General features: G+C 37.2%; 11 protein-coding genes and 1 pseudogene. 6 read left to right on the plus strand and 6 right to left on the minus strand.

The features are described 5' to 3' along the window. Positions 1-47 precede the first annotated feature (47 nt). Both PPBDW_RS21710 and radC read right to left on the minus strand, forming a co-directional pair. A complete protein-coding gene (locus PPBDW_RS21710) occupies positions 48-473 on the minus strand; it encodes a DUF2787 family protein (protein WP_036792380.1) in 426 nt (141 codons plus the stop codon). Continuing rightward, on the minus strand, positions 470-940 hold the full coding sequence (gene radC, locus PPBDW_RS21715; RefSeq protein ID WP_054262225.1) for a RadC family protein: 471 nt from the start codon (positions 938-940) through the stop codon (positions 470-472). Before radC ends, PPBDW_RS21710 begins: the two co-directional genes overlap by 4 nt. Positions 941-1,118: 178 nt before the next feature. On the opposite strand from radC, the gene PPBDW_RS21720 reads away from it, so the two are divergent. From PPBDW_RS21720 to PPBDW_RS21745, 6 genes and pseudogenes are all read left to right on the plus strand, one after another. Continuing rightward, positions 1,119-1,301 carry an AlpA family transcriptional regulator gene (locus tag PPBDW_RS21720; RefSeq protein ID WP_036792376.1) on the plus strand — a complete coding sequence of 61 codons (183 nt, stop codon included), beginning with the start codon at positions 1,119-1,121 and terminating at the stop codon, positions 1,299-1,301. Positions 1,302-1,543: 242 nt separating this feature from the next. Beyond that, on the plus strand, positions 1,544-3,136 hold the full coding sequence (gene dptF, locus PPBDW_RS21725; protein ID WP_036792374.1) for a DNA phosphorothioation-dependent restriction protein DptF: 1,593 nt from the start codon (positions 1,544-1,546) through the stop codon (positions 3,134-3,136). 1 nt (position 3,137) lies between these two features. Continuing rightward, entirely contained in the window at positions 3,138-4,487 is a 1,350-nt protein-coding gene (gene dptG, locus PPBDW_RS21730; protein WP_036792371.1) for a DNA phosphorothioation-dependent restriction protein DptG, read from the plus strand. Next, positions 4,468-9,651, plus strand: a complete 5,184-nt coding sequence (gene dptH, locus PPBDW_RS21735; protein WP_036792370.1) for a DNA phosphorothioation-dependent restriction protein DptH — start codon at positions 4,468-4,470, stop codon at positions 9,649-9,651. The genes dptG and dptH overlap by 20 nt, the downstream gene beginning before the upstream one ends. 64 nt (positions 9,652-9,715) lie before the next feature. Continuing rightward, a complete protein-coding gene (locus PPBDW_RS21740) occupies positions 9,716-12,064 on the plus strand; it encodes a sigma-70 family RNA polymerase sigma factor (RefSeq protein WP_054262226.1) in 2,349 nt (782 codons plus the stop codon). A 140-nt stretch (positions 12,065-12,204) separates the two neighbouring features. Next, positions 12,205-12,802: pseudogene (locus PPBDW_RS21745) on the plus strand (phosphorothioated DNA-binding restriction endonuclease); the annotation flags it as partial. Positions 12,803-13,233: 431 nt separating this feature from the next. Here PPBDW_RS21745 and dndE read toward each other — a convergent pair. From dndE to dndB, 4 genes are read right to left on the minus strand one after another with little or no spacing between them, the layout of a single operon-like run. After that, entirely contained in the window at positions 13,234-13,584 is a 351-nt protein-coding gene (gene dndE, locus PPBDW_RS21750) for a DNA sulfur modification protein DndE (protein ID WP_036789710.1), read from the minus strand. Between the two features lies 1 nt (position 13,585). Then, on the minus strand, positions 13,586-15,592 hold the full coding sequence (gene dndD, locus PPBDW_RS21755; RefSeq protein ID WP_036789712.1) for a DNA sulfur modification protein DndD: 2,007 nt from the start codon (positions 15,590-15,592) through the stop codon (positions 13,586-13,588). Between the two features lies 1 nt (position 15,593). After that, entirely contained in the window at positions 15,594-17,360 is a 1,767-nt protein-coding gene (locus PPBDW_RS21760) for a DNA phosphorothioation system sulfurtransferase DndC (RefSeq protein ID WP_036789714.1), read from the minus strand. Beyond that, entirely contained in the window at positions 17,353-18,462 is a 1,110-nt protein-coding gene (gene dndB / locus PPBDW_RS21765) for a DNA sulfur modification protein DndB (protein WP_036789716.1), read from the minus strand. The genes PPBDW_RS21760 and dndB overlap by 8 nt, the downstream gene beginning before the upstream one ends. Positions 18,463-18,494 lie beyond the last annotated feature (32 nt).

Consider the following 18,494-nt stretch of genomic DNA (forward strand, 5'->3'; position numbering starts at 1 on the left):
GGCGACAAGATATTGGTTGTGGAATAGGTATTAAAACCAGATAAGAATTAGCGCAGAATGGTTAGGCTAATATCATCGAATTGTTGGTATTGAATGTGACGCAGAAAAGCAGTGACCCAAGTATGAAACAGATCAATAACGGCTGGATGAAGCAGATCACAACGGCCACCAGCATCAGGCTGATAACACCAGTGGTTGATTAAGTGAAAATACAATTCAACATCGACAGATTTATGATGCGCGTTAATAAATGAAAAACTGGCAATAAATACCACCAGCCATTGATCACCATTTTTCTTGAGTTGTATTTCTACCGGGTGGAGTCCTTGTTTAGTTTGATAATAATCTAACGCCCTATAATTTATTACTAAGCGCGTTGCTTGATCTGGGATCGTATAACAGCTTAATAGCTTTTCAAGGTGACGGTGTAATGCGAGTGGTAACTGTAATTCGCCATAGTGTTGTTCAATCATAAATACCCCCGCTCAGCAAAAGAGACACACGTTTCTCCCACTACAAAATGATCCAACACTCGAATATCAATCAGCGCTAACGCATCTCTGAGTTTTTGCGTGATGTGTTTATCAGTATTAGACGGCTCAGCGATTCCTGATGGATGGTTATGAGCAAAGATCACCGCAGCAGCATTGCAGTTAAACGCCACTTTCACCACCTCTCTTGGATACACGCTTGCCGCATCAATGGTGCCAAAGAACAGTTCTTGGTATTCAATTAACCGATGTTGGTTATCTAGCAGTAATACCGCAAAAACTTCACGTTCATAGCCTGCCATTTTGTATTGCAGAAAATCTTTCGTTGCCTGTGGGTTGGTAAATACATCACCACGTAAATATCGGTTAGCCACAATCTCTGCGGCTTTTTCTAATACTTGATTTGCTGTCATGGGAGTATGAACAACATAGTCGTTTGGTTTGTGCATAGCCTTGATTCCTTATGCTTAATGGGCTTCTACACAAGGATGATATGTGTTTGAAATTTCTTTGATTCTGGATTTATGAGGGTAGTGGGGTAAGGCGGTGCGATGGAAGCTGGTGGGCATAATTAAAAAATACGGATTCCGCCAATTTGATGAATGAAACAACTTAAAGGAATTCATCATGAGATTCATCCGTTTAAAAGAAGTCATGCATATAACAGGTTTAGGACGTTCAAGTATTTATAACTACATGGGAGAAGGGCGCTTTCCTAAAACGGTATCTTTAGGTGGCAGAGCTGTGGCTTGGGTTGAGAGTGAAATACAGGATTGGATTAAAGATAAAGTGGCTCAAAGGGAGTACTAGATTGTAAGTTAGAGAATGGATTCTTTCACTTTCTTTTTTATTATTTTCTCTATTAGATTAGTTTTATTATTAGTGTATTTGTGGAATCTATTACCATTAAAGTGTAAAAATTTTAGTAATGCTGACAATCATATTTTTATAAATTAATAGTGAAAAAAACTCTATAAAAGAGTAAATTAAGATTATTAATATGCATTGCATTTGATTGTGCCTTTGACCGAGGCTATTAAGGTAAGTATTGAATGAAGTTAATTGAAGCATTATCTATTCTATCTAAATCATCTCCTTTTGCGGTGAGTACAGAGAGAACTGATAAAACCATATTACAATCTTATAAAGATTACTTATATATTGAAACAGAAGTGGAAGTAGCTTTTAAGCAGAAGCTATTGGCATTAAAAAATAACGAAATTATCTTTCTTTGTGGCAGTAGTGGTGATGGTAAATCTGAAATTCTTACGCGTTATAAAGAAGCTCATAAATTACGTGTTGATTTTCATTTAGATGCTACTCATAGTTTTACACCTAACCAAACAGCAATTGAAGCATTAGATGAGTGCTTTTCACAATTTAAAGAAATAGGTAAGCCACTTGTTGTTGGTATCAACGTTGGTATGCTTGGTAATTATGCAGAAGAAGGTGCTGAGCTACATAATGATATTAAAGCATCGATGAAAGCGTTTATGAGTAATAAAGTAGATGATATTGCTCATAAATATAAATTTATTGATTTCGAACAATATCCTAAATTTAAGTTTACAGAAAGTGGACAGGAAGTTAAGTTTGCTGAAGACTTTCTTTCCCGTTTGACTCTGCAGACGTTAGATAACCCATTCTACGCACTTTATGACAACGAAATAAAAAAGCTAGGTCATTGTACACTAACCACCAATTATGCTTTATTAAGCTTAGACTCTGTTAAAAATAACATTATTATTTTGCTATTAAAAGCTCGTTTAATAAAAGATCAGTTTTTAACTGCTCGTACTTTACTTGATTTTGTTTTTCAGATTTTAGCAATGGATAATTATTTATTTGATAACTTGTTTTCTGGCGCAGACAATGAGTTTTTAGAAAATATCCAATGCTTTGACCCAAGCAATATTCATACTCGCAAGACGGATGAGTTCTTTCTACAATTTGGCTTGGGTATTGAAGATGAGGAGTTTACGCAACTGAAAGAGCAAGTGAAGCCTTTTGGTGTGTTTAATTTATCAAATGCAGCTTCTTACCTACGAATGATTTACTTGTTAAAAGACGAAGAACAATTCGAAAATGATTACATTAATAAGTTAAAAGTAGATTTCGACAACTCTTTAGTAGATAAGTACGCAAATATTTGGTTGCTTCATCGTGACTTTGATGGCTCAGGTAAGCAGAAAAATGAACTAAACAAGTTCTACAAAAACATCCTTATTGCGGCTATTCATCGATACTGTAACCGTAACTCCCCAACATTAGACAAAGACCAATTCTTTATCTCTGAATATAATGGATTTAAAACAGCTGTTGGGCTTGAAATGAAGTCAAATTTCGCCTCTATTCTAACGCAAGGTCTTACTAAGATTGGCTCGTTCAATGCTTATATCAAAGTTGATGATCATTCTCTTCTTCCAATGTCGATTAGTATCAATTTGTTGGAGCTATTGGAAAAGATCAATCAGGGGTACCGACCTAATAAGCATGATAAAAATGCGGTACTTTTGTTAGACGAAGTTATTGAACAAATCGTTACTGTTGCGAACGAAAAAAACACCTTGTTCATTTTGAAAAGCGACAAACGTTACAAGGTTATTAATGAAGATGATGAGTATTTCGAAGTGAGTGGCATTTAATATGACGCAAGATAAGTTCAAAGATACTTTTAACCCGAAGCTTCCTCAAACTAAAAGTGAGGTTTCTGCGAGTAATAGCTCTCTAAAAAGTTATTTTCCTTTAGTTACAAATAAAAATAACAATTTTAGTGATGATAAGGCAATTAATAATATTGTTGTTGGTTCTATTTTAAAGTCTTTATTACGTAAAGAAATGAGAGAGTATGAATATGATAATTTTGTGCTCGACTGTAAATCAGTATTTTTAGATAAGCTTGGAGAAAAAGAATTCTGGGATATATTGCGGGAGATGTATTTTGATAATAAAGATATTTTTTCAGTTAGCCCTGAATTTTTACTATTTTATACGCAGGAAAACCAATCTAAAGGTACAGACTCTCGTATAGTATCAATGTTCGCTACTTTGTTAGGTGGAATGCGCATTGAAAGACTAGATGCTAAATTAAATTTTCTTGAGCGAGAAATACTGGCTACTTTACGTTGTAAAATGAAGAATAGCACGTTGGATACATCTAATGCTCAGCCATATCTACCTTTTCTTTCTAAAATGTTTCGTTCCGATTTGACTTTTTTATCAAATCATCCGAAGTACTTGCTTAATGAGTTTGAGTCGTTTTTATCACTCTATGCTTTTACTTATACGGCACAACTAAGCTTATCGTTGCAAGATTGGCGTTCAGGTGAAGAGCCAAATACGAAGCCGTTGTATTTCATAATGGACCATGAGCGAGCAAGCAATGAGCGAACGCACATCAAAAATCATGGCTATAGGTTATTTAGTAAATCAATATCACGACTTTTTCCAATGTTAAGTATGCTTGTACTTCTTCAGCCGAATAAAAGTAGTGAAATTCCATTGTGGGAAATGTCTAAGAATATTCAAGAGTCTGATTGTGATTACTCTACAGAAAGGCTGAAAAATTTTGCCAATGCATTTAAATCTAAACGTCAACTAACAACAGTATTAGAAGACTCTGAGTCAGCTATTGATTGGCTGGGCAATATTATGAAGTTAGCAATGGCACAATTTACTGTGGGTGATAGGCTGAAAATAAATAAGGAATACGTTTCTGAGATAGAAAAGTATCTCGCATCTCACTTTATTCAAAGTAGAGGCCGCAGTGGTCGAGTATTAGTGCTCAACCAAGATTACATCATTTTATTAACTAACCTTGTTGTTGGAGAAAAGGACAAACTTCGTTTTCATGAACTGATTGCAGCGTTTAGACAGCGTGGTATTTTCGTTGATAAGCAAACCGAACAAGAACTAATTAAATTCTATGAGCGCATTGGTAACGTCGAGCGCATGAGTGATAGTGGAGACGCAGTTTATGTCCGTAAAACAATTTGAGACCTTTCTAGTTGAGCAGTTTTTAGCTGATGCTGAAAACTATATAAAAGCGGGATTCCGGTATCAATTTAAATCACCAGATAGTGAAAACAGTGTGCGTTTGTATCAAGCGATGATCGCTCATTCGCAAAATGTTGTTAATGTGAGCAATGGTATTGGGCTACCGTTTATTCAGTTATCTAATTGTAAGGTTGTTCCTGTTATTCATAGTGAAGATCCCGAAGAGTCCCCAGGTTTTACTGAAAATTATATTTCTCACCTACGTGATGAAGTTGCTAGTCAGTCTGGTTATCTTAAGGGTTGTGCATTAATTGTTATTCATAATAGCTTGTTGGATACTTTGATTAACTCTGCAGAAGATCTTGCCCAAGTTGAGCAAGTGTGGAGCCCAAGTAAGATTAAAGCGGCGATGAAAGGGTTAATTGATCAGCAAGACAAAGGTAGAGATGTGTCTAACTGTCTTCTTGATGATCAGTTTGATGCGATTCTTGAAGATGGCGCAACCATGTTTGGCTTTGAATCACTTTATAAAGCAGTGGAAGATGGTGATTTATGCTTCAATGAGCTTGGTATGTTTGAAGACCCACTTGTAGCAGAGATGAGTGGTAATCCAAAACAAATTAAAAGGCGTCTTGAAGATAACCGAGCACTTTATAAAGAGCTCTCTTTTGAGGTTGAGCACTTTGGTGAGCAACTTCAAGATCGTTTGAAATCGTTTGGTGAAAAGTTTATTAACGAAAACTTCTCTGAAATAGATGCATGGAAAGATGTTGAGTTTGAAGCATTTTTGCAAGAGAAAAAACGCAACTCACAGCAGCAGCTAGTACTTGAGGATGAGCAAGCGAGTGAGGGTATGACCATCACTGCGCGTAATCGTGCAGAAACTAAAGCAGGTATGCGTGATCGTCATCTTATCATCGAGTTGAATGAGGGCGTAAATGACTTTGAATTGAAGTTGATTTTCCAAGGTGTAAGTAATTTAGATAAGAGCCAATTCAAAATTCAACCAGCTAAAGCGCTTAATAATGAAGAAGTGATTACTACTTATAATGGCTTAAAAACATCTAAGGCAAGCTTGAAAGGCACTTATAAACATGAGCCATTATTCTTTAACCTAGCATTGAAGCGCGAGAATAAATCAGAGGTATACAACTTCCGTTGTCTTGTTATTCGTAAGGGGGAGTTTTATATTGAGCCGTTTAAAAATATTTTCTTAGTAGAACCTGCTCCAGTCAAGCAGCGTTTAACGTTGAATATGGAAGAGAATAGGCTTCAAATCCGAGCGGAAGAGGGCACATCTTGTTCTTTGGTTGACGCTAAACAAGTCGTTAATGTCGCAGAGTATTCGTTTGTAGACTTTGAGACATTAGCTAATGAAGTTGATGAAGTTGATTTTGCGGTAAAATCGGGTGAAAACCAACTTAAATTTAATGTTGAAGGTGCGGTAGCGACAGATTCACTAAGTCTACCATTGCTGCTTAATCGAGGTCGTTACTATAAGCTTTTCAAAGATGAGTATAACGGTGAGTTTTACTCTCAAAAAGGTAAAGTTGGCATCGATAACAGTGAATTTGTTGTACCAGGTGTTCGCTTAAAATTACTGCGTTGGGAAGAGATGTTCATCAACCAGAAAGTAGTGTTTATCTCTGATTCTGCTTCTATCAAATTGGATGATCTACAGGGGGTTGATGACGCTATTTACTCTTCATATACTAAATTGTATGACTATCTTGAACAGCGCCATAGTACGCCATCATTGGTTTCTTGGGGGGACAATTTTACAGCGCTTGTTCAAAATGTTGTAGATGCAAGCTTAGCTTATTTCGAAGCGATACCGACAGGCAGCATGCTGACAAGGGAACAAAAAATAGCACTAAAAATTGGTTTAGTTAAGGTTGAAGATGAAGAGTATTATTCTCCATTCCATCCGCTAATCCTTGCTTACTACATAAACTTAAGAAACGTTATTCGTGAAGATGAAAGTTTTATCAATTTACCAGATGTGACTTTTGATCGCTTATCACCAAAAGGTTTGCTGCCATACGTTTATCATCCGAAGTATGAATTTGCTTATAACCAACAAGTTAAAGAAAATGCGTTTTGGATTAAGAGTATTCCTCAAGAAAAAAGCTCACTTACCTTCGTACGTAAGTTGGTTAAAGAAAAAATTGATGAGTTCCAAATGGCATTTAGTCAATTATTTACAGGCTCAGAGAAGAGTATTATTGTGAATGCGGTGAACCAAGACACTGCTGATGAGCTGTTCATGGGAGTCGTTGATTACATTCGTAGTAACCAAGGACAAGCCGCCTCGATTCATATCAATTTGTATGATGATAAACTTACGTTTAACGCGTTTGATCGCTTTGCAGAAATGGCTAACTATGATGAATTGAAAGAGTGGCTAGAGCTGAATAAAGGTAAAGTTCGTGAAGTTGCTGACACAATTGTTGATATTCTTCGTACTCGTCTAACTTACAGTAAGTTTACCAATGAGCAGGCAGCGAGGAGCGGCCAGTCATACGCACACCTTTCTTTCTTCCGTAACAATGACAAAGTGGACTGTTCTGACATAGCTATTGAAGATATGGCATCAGGTATAGCGTGTGATGGATTATTAACAGGAGACGCGTCAGAAAGTAAATCTGGATCTTACTTCACGGGTTTTGGTTTAAAAGGAACGGATTATCAAGAGCATCCGCACTTAATGATGGCAAAGTATATTGGTTCTTTATTAAAGCCTGCATTAAAACCTAATACTCAATACCACGGCGCAAATGCGGTTGCCCTTGCAGTTAGTGAAGATTTCAAAGGTCTGTTAGAGCGTTCTTATGATAGTTCTATCTGGACTACGATCATTGATCCAAAAGTGACATTGGACTTCTTCCATAGCAACGAAGATGTGGTATTGATTCACTATTCTGACCAGTACACTAGCTCATCTAGCTACGACGCGATTACAGTAACTGCGCAACGAGGTCTGTTTGAAAAAGTCATCAAGCAAGGTGATGGTGGACAAATAAATGAATTCAATGCCTTTAATGGCGATTGGTTGTTGAAGATGATGACATGCGCAGCAACTATCAATAAAGAGCGTAAAGGTGTCATTGGCGCTTATAAGTTTGTGATGGGCTTAGTGTACAATTCAGATATTACTTGGGTTCCACTTTCAGTTGCAGAAATGATACGTGTATCTGGCAACATTGGTTTAAAAATGTCAGACAGTGAATTCTCTCGTAACGTTCAAGGTTACAAAAAAGGTGAGATTTCTGATGATGTACTACTGGTGGGGTTTAAAAACCAAAAGATGTACCTGCTTCCTGCTGAAGTCAAAACAGGTTCAACACCAGATTACAAGAAAGCCGTTAAGCAAGCGAAAGAGTTATTGCGTTACTTAAGTGAAGATCTTCTCGGTAATGCGACATTAGCGAGTAAACTTTACCGTGGTTTGTTTATGCGTCAAGTGCTGATGCAGATTGATAAATATCGATTGTATAGTGTTTTTGAATCTGAATATTTTGACGCACTACTTGCACAGAAAGAAGAGTGGCTAAAAGGTGATTATTCATTGGCTGCAGTGGCAGAATATCCTGATGGCTTTGTAGTTAGCCACTTAGAAGGGGCAGGTTGTGTTGAGCCAGGCTATAAGTTATACGATGGTATCTTACGGGTTGATTTACCAATGGCATTATTGCCAACATTGGTGAAAACCCCCTTACAAGACGTGCTTAATTCTCTTGATGTAGTGAAGCTTTGCCATGTACCTGTGCAATATGTACTGAGTGGTGAAACACAATCTAAAGCGATTGATGTTGAAAGTGGTAAGGATGATAACATCATTGAGACCGTCGTTATTACGCCACTGCCAGAAGAATATGCCATTACAGACAATAATGAAGTTGTGGAAATCTCTAAAGGAGATTTGAATGAGCATAACCTGACAGATAAACCTAAAGTCGGTCGTGTAGCTGAAACAATAATTGATACTATGAGCGTTGAAGTTTCTCTCGATGAAGAGCCAGATCCGACTTCAAGCAAGCATTTGAATGTCCTGTTTGGTCATGATGTTATGAAAGATGTTCCATTAAACTGGGAGCCAACCAATACAGCAAAGTTTATGAATACCAACACTGGTATCATAGGCACCATGGGTACAGGTAAAACTCAGTTTACTAAATCGGTTATTACACAGCTTTATCGTAATCAAGCAGATAATGTGAATAGTTCGCCAATTGGTATGTTGATTTTCGATTACAAGTCAGACTATGTGGATGATAAGTTTTTAGAAGCAACCAATGCACAAAAGTATAAGTTGTTTAAATTGCCATATAATCCATTGAGCCTTTACGGTGATACGCCAATGCTGCCAATTCATACTGCCGCTGGTTTCTCTGAGACCATGGCGCGCGCGTATGGGTTGGGTAAAAAGCAACAGTTGCGTTTGGAAAATTTGATTCTTGAATCTTATGCTGCTGCCGGTATTCAGTCAGAAGATCCGTCAACATGGAGCAAGCCGGCTCCAACTATTGATGATGTTTGGGCGTTATTCCTCGATCAAGATAAAGTGGAAGAAGATTCATTGTATGCCGCACTCTCTAAGTTAGCGCGCTTTAAAATCTTTGAGTCTGAGCCAGAGAAAATGACGAGTTTATATGAACTTGTTGACGGTATTACTGTGGTTGAGCTTGCTGGATATCCGTCTGAGATCCAAAATTTAGTGGTGGCATTAACACTAGATCTGTTTTATTCACAAATGCAGAAGAAAGGTAAACCTGAAGTGGAAGGTGATTTCCGCCAAATTACCAAGATGATTCTAGTGGATGAGGCTGACAACTTTATGTCACAGAACTTTCCAAGCCTGAGAAAAATCCTCAAAGAGGGACGAGAGTATGGCGTGGGTATGATTTTGTCGACGCAAGACATCACGCATTTCCAAACTGGAGATAATGATTACTCAAGTTATGTGTTGACTTGGGTAGTACACCGTGTAGCTAAGATTAAAGCGCAAGATATTAAAGCGATTTTTAGCGTGAATGAAAAGGCCGAACAAGAAAGTCTTATGGAAACGATTAATAAGTTAGACAAACATTATAGTTTGTATATTGATGGAGCGAAGAAAATTGTCAAGATGCGAGATAAGGCATTTTGGGAGTTATTAGCATAATAAAAAAGGCAGTGTAAGCTGCCTTTTTTTGCTTGTGTGAATAGGATTTTTAAGGTTGTTATTGATGGATAATTATTATGTTTTACTACTACTTTTTATTCCGATTGTTTTTGTTGTCATTAAGAAAAAGCTGAGTGGTAGTGATTCGCCGATAAATGCTAATCTGGTTACTAAGTCACCTGAGGTGATTGAGTCAATTTCTGAAAAAAATGATCATGTATTTATTGACAATACAGTGAACGTTTTTATGCTTCCTGCCGAAGTTGCCGAAGTTGCCGAAGTTGCCGAAGTTGCCGAAGTTGCCGAATTCATTAAAGCGTATAAGCTCTCAGAGAAAGAATTGGTGACGGTTGATCTTATTCAAGAACAACTGGGTCAAGAGTTAACTGTCGCTGAGTTTTTATCTATGTCAGATGATGACTTTTTAGTCATTCGAGGTTTAGGAAAAGGAAAACTCGCACATATTGATGCTTTAAGAACTTTATTCTTACAGGGGCACTCTGTACTAAAGTCTGAGCTAGTTGTTGAGGAATATGTTCCTCATGATAATGATGGGCTTTTTATTTCTCAATTTGCTTTACCACATTATTACAAGGCTATTTGTAATTTACTTTTGGGGCATTTTGGTGAAAATGTTACTGTCGGTGAGATCCGTCAACTTGATATTAAAGAGCTGACAGCGATCCCGATGCTGGGTAAAAAGAAAGTGACGTTGATTTCGGAGATGATCGCCTATATTGATGAGAAAATGGTCAATGAATTTAACGGTCAAAGCTTAGGTGAATTGATGCCTTCTCATTTGCTCTTTAGCCATAATGAAGATATTGATTTATCCGTGCTTGAAGAAATATTGATTCAAGATCTCGAGAGTTTCTTTACTGCATTGAGTGAGAGGGATCAATTCATTACATCAGGTCGTCTGGGGTATTTATCTGCTGAAATGACCTTACAGGAAATTGGCGATACACTACCCAGCGGCAAGATAACGAGAGAGCGCGTCCGTCAACTTCAGCAACGTATAGAAAAGAACTGGCACGCACACATGCGTATCAGCCCAACAACACTGTGGATTAACGTTAAGTCAAACCTCAGCTTGCTGCGTGCTGAACTTTTCACTGAGTTGCAAAGTCGTTTTAGTTCAAAGAAAGGCTTTTACGAGTTTTTGGAAATGAGCTGTAACCTATCCTCCGGTGGGTTAACAAAAATTGTTTATCCAGAGATTCGCTCAACTATCTTAGATGACTTTTGGGTGATGAATGCATCACCTGCTTACGTAGAGACAATTACGCTTTATCTACAAGATCGTCTTGGGATTGAAAAAGCTGTTGCGGAGAATGCTATATCATATTTAGATGGCAAAAAGGTCGAATTGCTAGGAGAAATGGTAATTCCTATTAACTTATCAAAGCCCTTGGCACTAACTAATACATTGCTTGATTATCCGAAAGGTCTTGCTTGGAATATCTTGCATAAAAAAGTGAATGAAAAAGCGATAGCTAGAGCTCGCTTACCCGAAGAACGTATTGATGGTTCCATTAGTGCAGCAGTGGATAATGGGTGGGCGTATCAAATTGATCGTGGTACGTATCGACACTTGAACGCTTTAACGTTGACCGAAGATGAAATCGAACAAACATTACTGAGTGTACGAGAAGTCTTAGTGACAGAAGCTGGTCAAGGACGAAACTCACTAAACTTATCAGTTGATTATTATCAGAAAGGCCAGTCTAACGTGTTAGATTACTTTACTGTAAGACATATTGTTCGTTCATTTGGTGAGCGTCAGGGAATCTTTTTTAGTGGCAAGTCAGGGGCTGATACGATCAGTATTGAGCAGAATTTTAGTCTAGCCAGCCAAGAAAATGTACTGGTGGCACTGTTTGCCGCTAGCAATAAGCCATTGGATAAAAAGTTAATTGCTAGCAAAATCCGTAGTCAGTCTCTTGGTCATGCAGGCTATTATTTGGATAAATTACTAGCAAAAGGAACAATTGTCAGGGTCGATGAAGCGGATTACCAGTTAACAGAGCATGCGTTTGCAGGGCTAAACATTGAAGCGATTATCCATAAAGCAGCCGAAATTATTGAGAATGAATCTCGGGTGATTGAGATGGAGCGTATTCAGCGACATATTAATAATGCTTTTGATTTTAATCACAACAAGTATCTCTATCTGTCATTATTGAAGGCTTATGCGACTGACTTTGATTTTGAATGGTACTTTGTTTATAACTTGGTGTGCAAAACCGAGTTTGATTATGAAAGCCTAACGGATATGTGTCGTAAGCTGCTTAATGGCGATGAATCTTATGAAGATGCTATTGCGATTATTAACCAGCATTGTTTAATTGATTTGGGACGGGTTAGAAATGTTATTAAGCAAATCATTCAAAATGAAGAAACTTACCAATAAATACTGTTGAGTGAGAAAATTTGTATTATTATGATATACATCTCAAAAAGCACCGTTATAGGTGCTTTATTAATACCTATCATATTGAAAATAGAGATATGCGTGTATAATTAGACACCTTATCTGCGTGATGTCTAATTATGTGTTTACTTGATAAAATGCAATCCATTTCACGATGGCGACGTGGTGATGAGCGAGCGCCTCACAAGCTATTGATGCTGCTTTATGTACTATCTGAATACAAGAAAGGACATGAGCGTTTATTCCATTATGCCCAAGAAGTGGATGAGCCAGTAAAAGCACTACTGATGCAATATGGGCCAGCCAGAAGCACCTATAACCCGCATTATCCATTTTGGCGATTAGCTAATGAAGCCGATCCATTTTGGGAAATTGAAAATGGAGAAAAATGTCAGCTTTCAAGTAGCGGTGATCCGCGTAAAACCGACCTTATTACATACAATGTTAGGGCGGGTTTTGATTACAATTCATATCAATCCTTAGTTTCTAATCCACGCTTGATTGATGAAATCGCTTCCAAGTTGATTCAAGACAACTTTCCCGAGACATTACAAGAAGAGCTGTTTGTACGTTTTGGATTCATCACCCAAAGTGCGAGGTCCGAAATTTTGAAAAGATGTACAATGTTCGTATAACTATCAATGTGCCGTGTGTAGATTTGATTTAGCATTGGATCGAGTACCTATTGAAGCGGCGCATATTAAGTGGAAGCAGTATTAAGGTTTTTCACACTCATAGAATTATCAAAGATATTTTTTCTTAACTGAAAATGAAATTAGCTAGTCCAGATAAACACAGTAGTGTAGATATATATGACCTACATATTAGAAGGCTAGATCATTTATAATGAACATTTAATCTTTGCTGGAAAAATGGTTACATTTATCCTGACTGTAGCTATAAAAGCTATTGAGAATCTAAATTATAGTCATTATATCAATGTAATAAGTGTACGGCATCAGATGTCATTGGTGGTTAGTGATCTATTTTTTCATGTAAAACAACCGTTAGCTATATGGTTCTTTAAGTATATAAGTTCATTAAGTCACAACAGATCTGAGTTGAAGATATATTCAATACGATGATTAAATATGGTGTAAAATTACCACCGAGATCAGAGAAATTGAGTCTCGGTGGTGATAAGAAAACTATAAAGCCTCAGAAAATGCTAGCAAACTTTTATGATTTCTCAACGCTGCTATCCCATCCTCAATATGAGCAGCCCAAGCGGCCATCATCTCTTTATCATCTAAGTTGGGATAAGTTTGTTTAAGTACTAGTTCAGTGATTAATTGTGTTTCACCTAACCATGTAACTTTATCTAGTACTAAACTACCGTCTAGTTTTTTAGCTATATCAGTTGTGAATCGAAAATTTGATTCTATCGATCTAAAAAAAGCAATTCGAGACGATACATTGGGGGATATACCTGTACGTTGCTTGAGTAGCTTTAGCTGATCTTCAGTTGTTCTTGATAAATTCATTCTATTTGGTAGCATTTTAATTTACCTCTGCAACTGTTTTTGATTTTTGTTCCCAGAAATAGCCTTCTTTGAGCTTTGATGATTGAGTCGCACCATCAAATTTGATTTCATAGGCATGTGAAATACCGTATTTGAAATCAGCACAATTAAAGTATTTTTCATCAATTTCAGTATCAGTCGATAAAATAATCACCTGATGGCTTGCTTCTGGAAAATAATTGCTTATTAGTTTATCTCTGTGTTTAGAATCAAGACGACCTAGAGGTGTATCAATAATTATTGGTAGCTGTTTACCTGAGGTCTTTCCTAATGCTTCTAAAATAGCAATGGCATAGATCTGTTTTTCACCCGCAGATAATGCCTTGCGATTGATAGTTTGTTGTTTATCATCGATAAGTTCAACATCAAATGTTTTAGTGTTAATACGAGCAGAAAGCTTAAGATCTTCTTTACGGGCAAGATTCTTGTAACTTTTAATAAATTCTGCTTCTAATTGTTTAACGCGGACATCAGTAAGCTTTTCACTGAATTCAGCTAACATGAGATGTGCATTTTGAGCGTTTAATAAAGATGCCTCTGCGTTATGGGCAACTTTATGTTTATCGTGAAGCTTTTGTATTTTTCGTGCATTTTCAATTGCTTCACGATATTTACGTTTTGCTGACTCTGCGGTGTCTTTAAGTTTTAAGATGGCATTTGTGCGTTTATTATTTAGTGTCTGTATTGTATCAAGCTGAGATTGTAATTGCTCTTGCTCTGGAGCTCTTGCAATATTAGATGAAAGATTAGCTATTTGTTCTTCAACCTGCGCTAATTGTTGCTTTGCTACATTAAAAGTAGAAGATGATTTTTTAGCTTGAATATTCGCTTGAGAATAAACTGTATTGTATTCACGTTCAGAAATATCAAGTAATAATTCTGTTGAATTTTGATTGATATTTCGTTCGTTTAAACAATCTTTTATCGTATCTAACGCTGTTTTTGCATCCGTTAATCGAAAACTCAATGCTTTACTAAGTTCTGTCATAAAAGAGTCTAATTCAGTATTAAAAGACTGTGACTGTTTAGCTGATTTTTCATTATCTAGTTGCTCAAAGAGTTTTGATAATGTATTTGGAGCTAATGATAAAGGAAGATTACCTTCTATCTCAGTACGTAATGTTTTTTCGAGATCTTTACGTTCAATTTCTAGTGTATTTTGCTTTTCTATTTCTTGTTCACGACTTTGTGCCCAAGCGCCACCACGTAGTGATAAAGCAGCTTCTGCTTTACTTATATCATCTGTAATTAGTTGGACACGTGCTTTACATAATACAGCTTCATTCGCATCAGCTTTTGCTTTTTGTGAGGCTTTTTGTTGTTCTTTTTCTAATTTTTCAATTTGTGTTTTGATGTTTGTAGGCATCGCTGACGCATCATGTCGTTTTAGAAAAATAGCAAGGTCATTACGTAGACGTTCAACAACATCAATGCCGAGTAGACGTCTAACAGCGGTTTGAAGAACTTCACCTGATTCATCTTCTGCAAGTTCAGCGATTTTTTCACCATCAAAGAAGAATAAATCAGCAATACCAGATGGAATTAGTTCGTTTAAGAAGCTTTGGCATTGCTCGTAGTTTAATTCGATCTTTTTCGAGTCTTGCTCAAGAACGAGCTTATCTTTTTGACCTTTTGACCAACCACGAATTACCCTGTACTCGCTTTCGAGACCGTTTTGGCTATGACTAAAGACTAATTCAATGGAACATTTACCTTCACTAAGGCCTATGCCTTTGTGGATAAGTGCATCAAGTTGGTCTTGGTATTCTGCAGAAGACATACCACGGCCAAAAGCTGCTCGACCATATAAGGCAACACGTACAGCCGTAAGGATTGATGTTTTACCTGCGCCATTTAAACCACCAAATAAAACGATAGGAGCTGCGGCTTCGTGATAGTCTTTTTGTTTTCTTGGTGCTAGATCAATTTCATGTACTCCTCTGAATACACGGAAATTATTGACAATAAGATTTTTAATTATCATGTTATAGTTCCACCTTTGAAATGCGATCTAGCTGCGCAATTTCGTTTTCATATTTGTTTATTTGATCTTTATGTACGTCTAAGTCAGCTTTACTCTGTAATTGAGCATGTTTTTCTTTGATGTCTTCGAGTGAGCCCCAGTCTCTTTTAAGTAAGCCGCCAATCTTATCAAAGACACCAGTACGTCGACTTAAGCCTTCTAATGATATTTCTAAGTCGAGTAGTTTTTGAATCATTTCTGGAGCAACATCGTAATCACTGCCAAGTTGTTGGAGTATTTTTGCTTCAACTTCGCCAAAACTGTTATTGTCATTCATCACCCAATCGAGGTTTGTTCCATAAATGTCATGGTAAATACTTGGTAAAGAGTCAGCCCAATCTGGTTCATTCGGATCATTTAGCCATTCTTGGCGAATAGCATGGAGTTCTGGCTTGGTGATTAATGTAACTTGATAGCCTGACTCATTAAATGCTTTTTCTTGTACTAAAAGTTGTTTGACCCATTGCTTACGGAATTTAAGCATATAAGGACCAGGAACATGTTCGCGATCTGCCGTTAGGTCTTGCCCATCTTTTACTCGCTGATAGCTTACTTTACCTGTACGACGTTTAAAGTTACGATAAATAGGTTTATTTTCAGGTACGTTGGTATCAGCTAACATATTCCGAAAATCAAGCAATGGACGCATCCATTCTTCACCATTTTGAATCAAACTTTCCATTGCTCGGTCTTTGGTGACGACAGTACAAGTCCAGCAGCCAAAACGAGAATTGCCACAAGAAGGAGTACTATCATCAATCACCATTGGACACTCACCTTGATCTGATGAATCTTTATAAAGATTCCATAACGTGAGATTTTTGCCACCCCATGGGTTTTCCCATTCAAGGCCATAATCATTTGACCATTTTTTACCAATACCCATTGGTGAAATAGTAACTTCTAGGCTACATGCTCGTAGTATTTTCCATACATCATCCATACTCCATGTATCAATGGGAGTATAAATAAACGCGTTGGCAAGTGTGGTATGCCGGGCTAAACGGGTATTCTCAATTTTATGTTTGGCAATAACCTGCGCACGTGAAGCACTTTCTTGGCTACGAGAACCGAGTACAACAATCACTTCATCATGTTTGGCAACTTTATCTGTAATAAAGTCACTAACTGGATCTATTTTCATACGCTCAGTACACCAGCGAAAACTCTTTGTTGGTGCCGGATAACCTTTACCTAATAAACAAGACCAAAATGTTTCATTTGGTTTAGGTAAAACTTTATGAGTACTAATTGGTAATCCATCACGGCGAGCATTGTTGCCGATAGATTCTAATGATTTATTTACATGATCAACAACAAGTGGTGTTTCAACCAAGGTGTCTGATGCAACGATATAAACATGTTTAGTACGCTTGTCTTCGTCTAATGCTTGTAAGGCAAGATATACGAGCGTAACAACTGCTGATGAGTCTTTACCACCACTATAACCAATAACCCAGGGGCGGTTATCTGCACAATAAACGGTTTGAATATCATCAATAAAATGCTTAAGTGTAAAGCCTTCAGTATTTTTTTGTTCGCGTAATAATTCTCGACATAGAGTTGTGCTACTGACATTACGTAGTTCTTCATCTAATGAAGCATAATGTTCTAATTTTTCTGGTAAAGAATCGTGGTTACTATAGCGTTTGAAGCCTGCAAAAAACTCATTTTCGATATAGTCAATCTGTTCTTCGTCCAGACCATCGGCTGTAAAAAACTTAGCCATGGGTTGCCTCTCTACTTATAATGTATTGATTTTCTAACGCTCTTTCATCTGGTGTTAATGGTAGGGCGAGAGCATGTTTTAGTGCATTTGTTGTTAATATAATGTTGGTCGAAGCCTTACTTAACTTGCCATGTAGCATACTTCTGTTTGCCCATAGTGGATTTGATTTTTTCCAATCAACATTTTTAAGTTTCTTGATAGTTTCATGCCAGTCGTTTGGCTGTGCTGTAATGAGAGCACAACCTAATGTTCCAAGTGCATGTAAACCAACACCATGAGCATTGATATATTCTTGTCTAAATGCTGATGGTGAAAGTTCTTTTTTAAGTATCATTTGCCATTCAGGGGTCGATTCAAAAACAGCCTGCCAGTAATCACTTGCTAGTTTTTTTTCGTCTTCTGTAAAGCCGTCTTTGGTTCCTTTACCTAAAAGAGCCTTGTTAGCTTGTTTAATGCTACTGAGAGTAAATAATTTGCCACTTTTAGAGCTAATACTAGATTTTTCCATTTCAGTAAAACCTTTAAAAGGTTCAATAGTATCGGCTAAATAACGAGCTAATTCAGAGCTAATATCTCGATGATCATAAAGTGCGCCAAGTGAAGGGCTTGGTTTGACTGCGTATTTATTTAGATCTGCAAACATTTGTTGGCTACGTTTTAAGCCTTCATCAACAAAAAATAAGACAGGGATATTATCATGAGCCAAGTCTGGGTTTTCTTTTAAGGCCGCTTCAATTGCTGCTCGTCGATGCTGCCCATCATTAATCAATATTTGAGCATCCATAGGTATTTTAAGAGTGCCGAGATTTGGAGTGTTTATTTCACTATTCTCAATAAATGACACGCTTGATGCAACAGAAACGGTTAATGCTGAAAAGACATAATCATTTGGATTTTCAACAAGATACTTTACCATTTCAGGGATTCTAGATTTATTCAATGTTCGTTGAGCTCTTAACTCTGGTGGAACTTCGTCTTCATCAAAAACAAAAATTTTAGGGATTGTACTGAGCGGACAGGTGGCAATATAAAAGGGCTTGCCAGCTTGTAATCCTCTTACTGCAGGGAAAGAAAAGCAGTACCCATCTTGTGCTTTATTCATAACTAATCCTGACGTTAAATATGACGTTTTAA

The sequence above is a fragment of the Photobacterium kishitanii genome (assembly GCF_000613045.3).
Lineage (GTDB): Bacteria > Pseudomonadota > Gammaproteobacteria > Enterobacterales > Vibrionaceae > Photobacterium > Photobacterium kishitanii.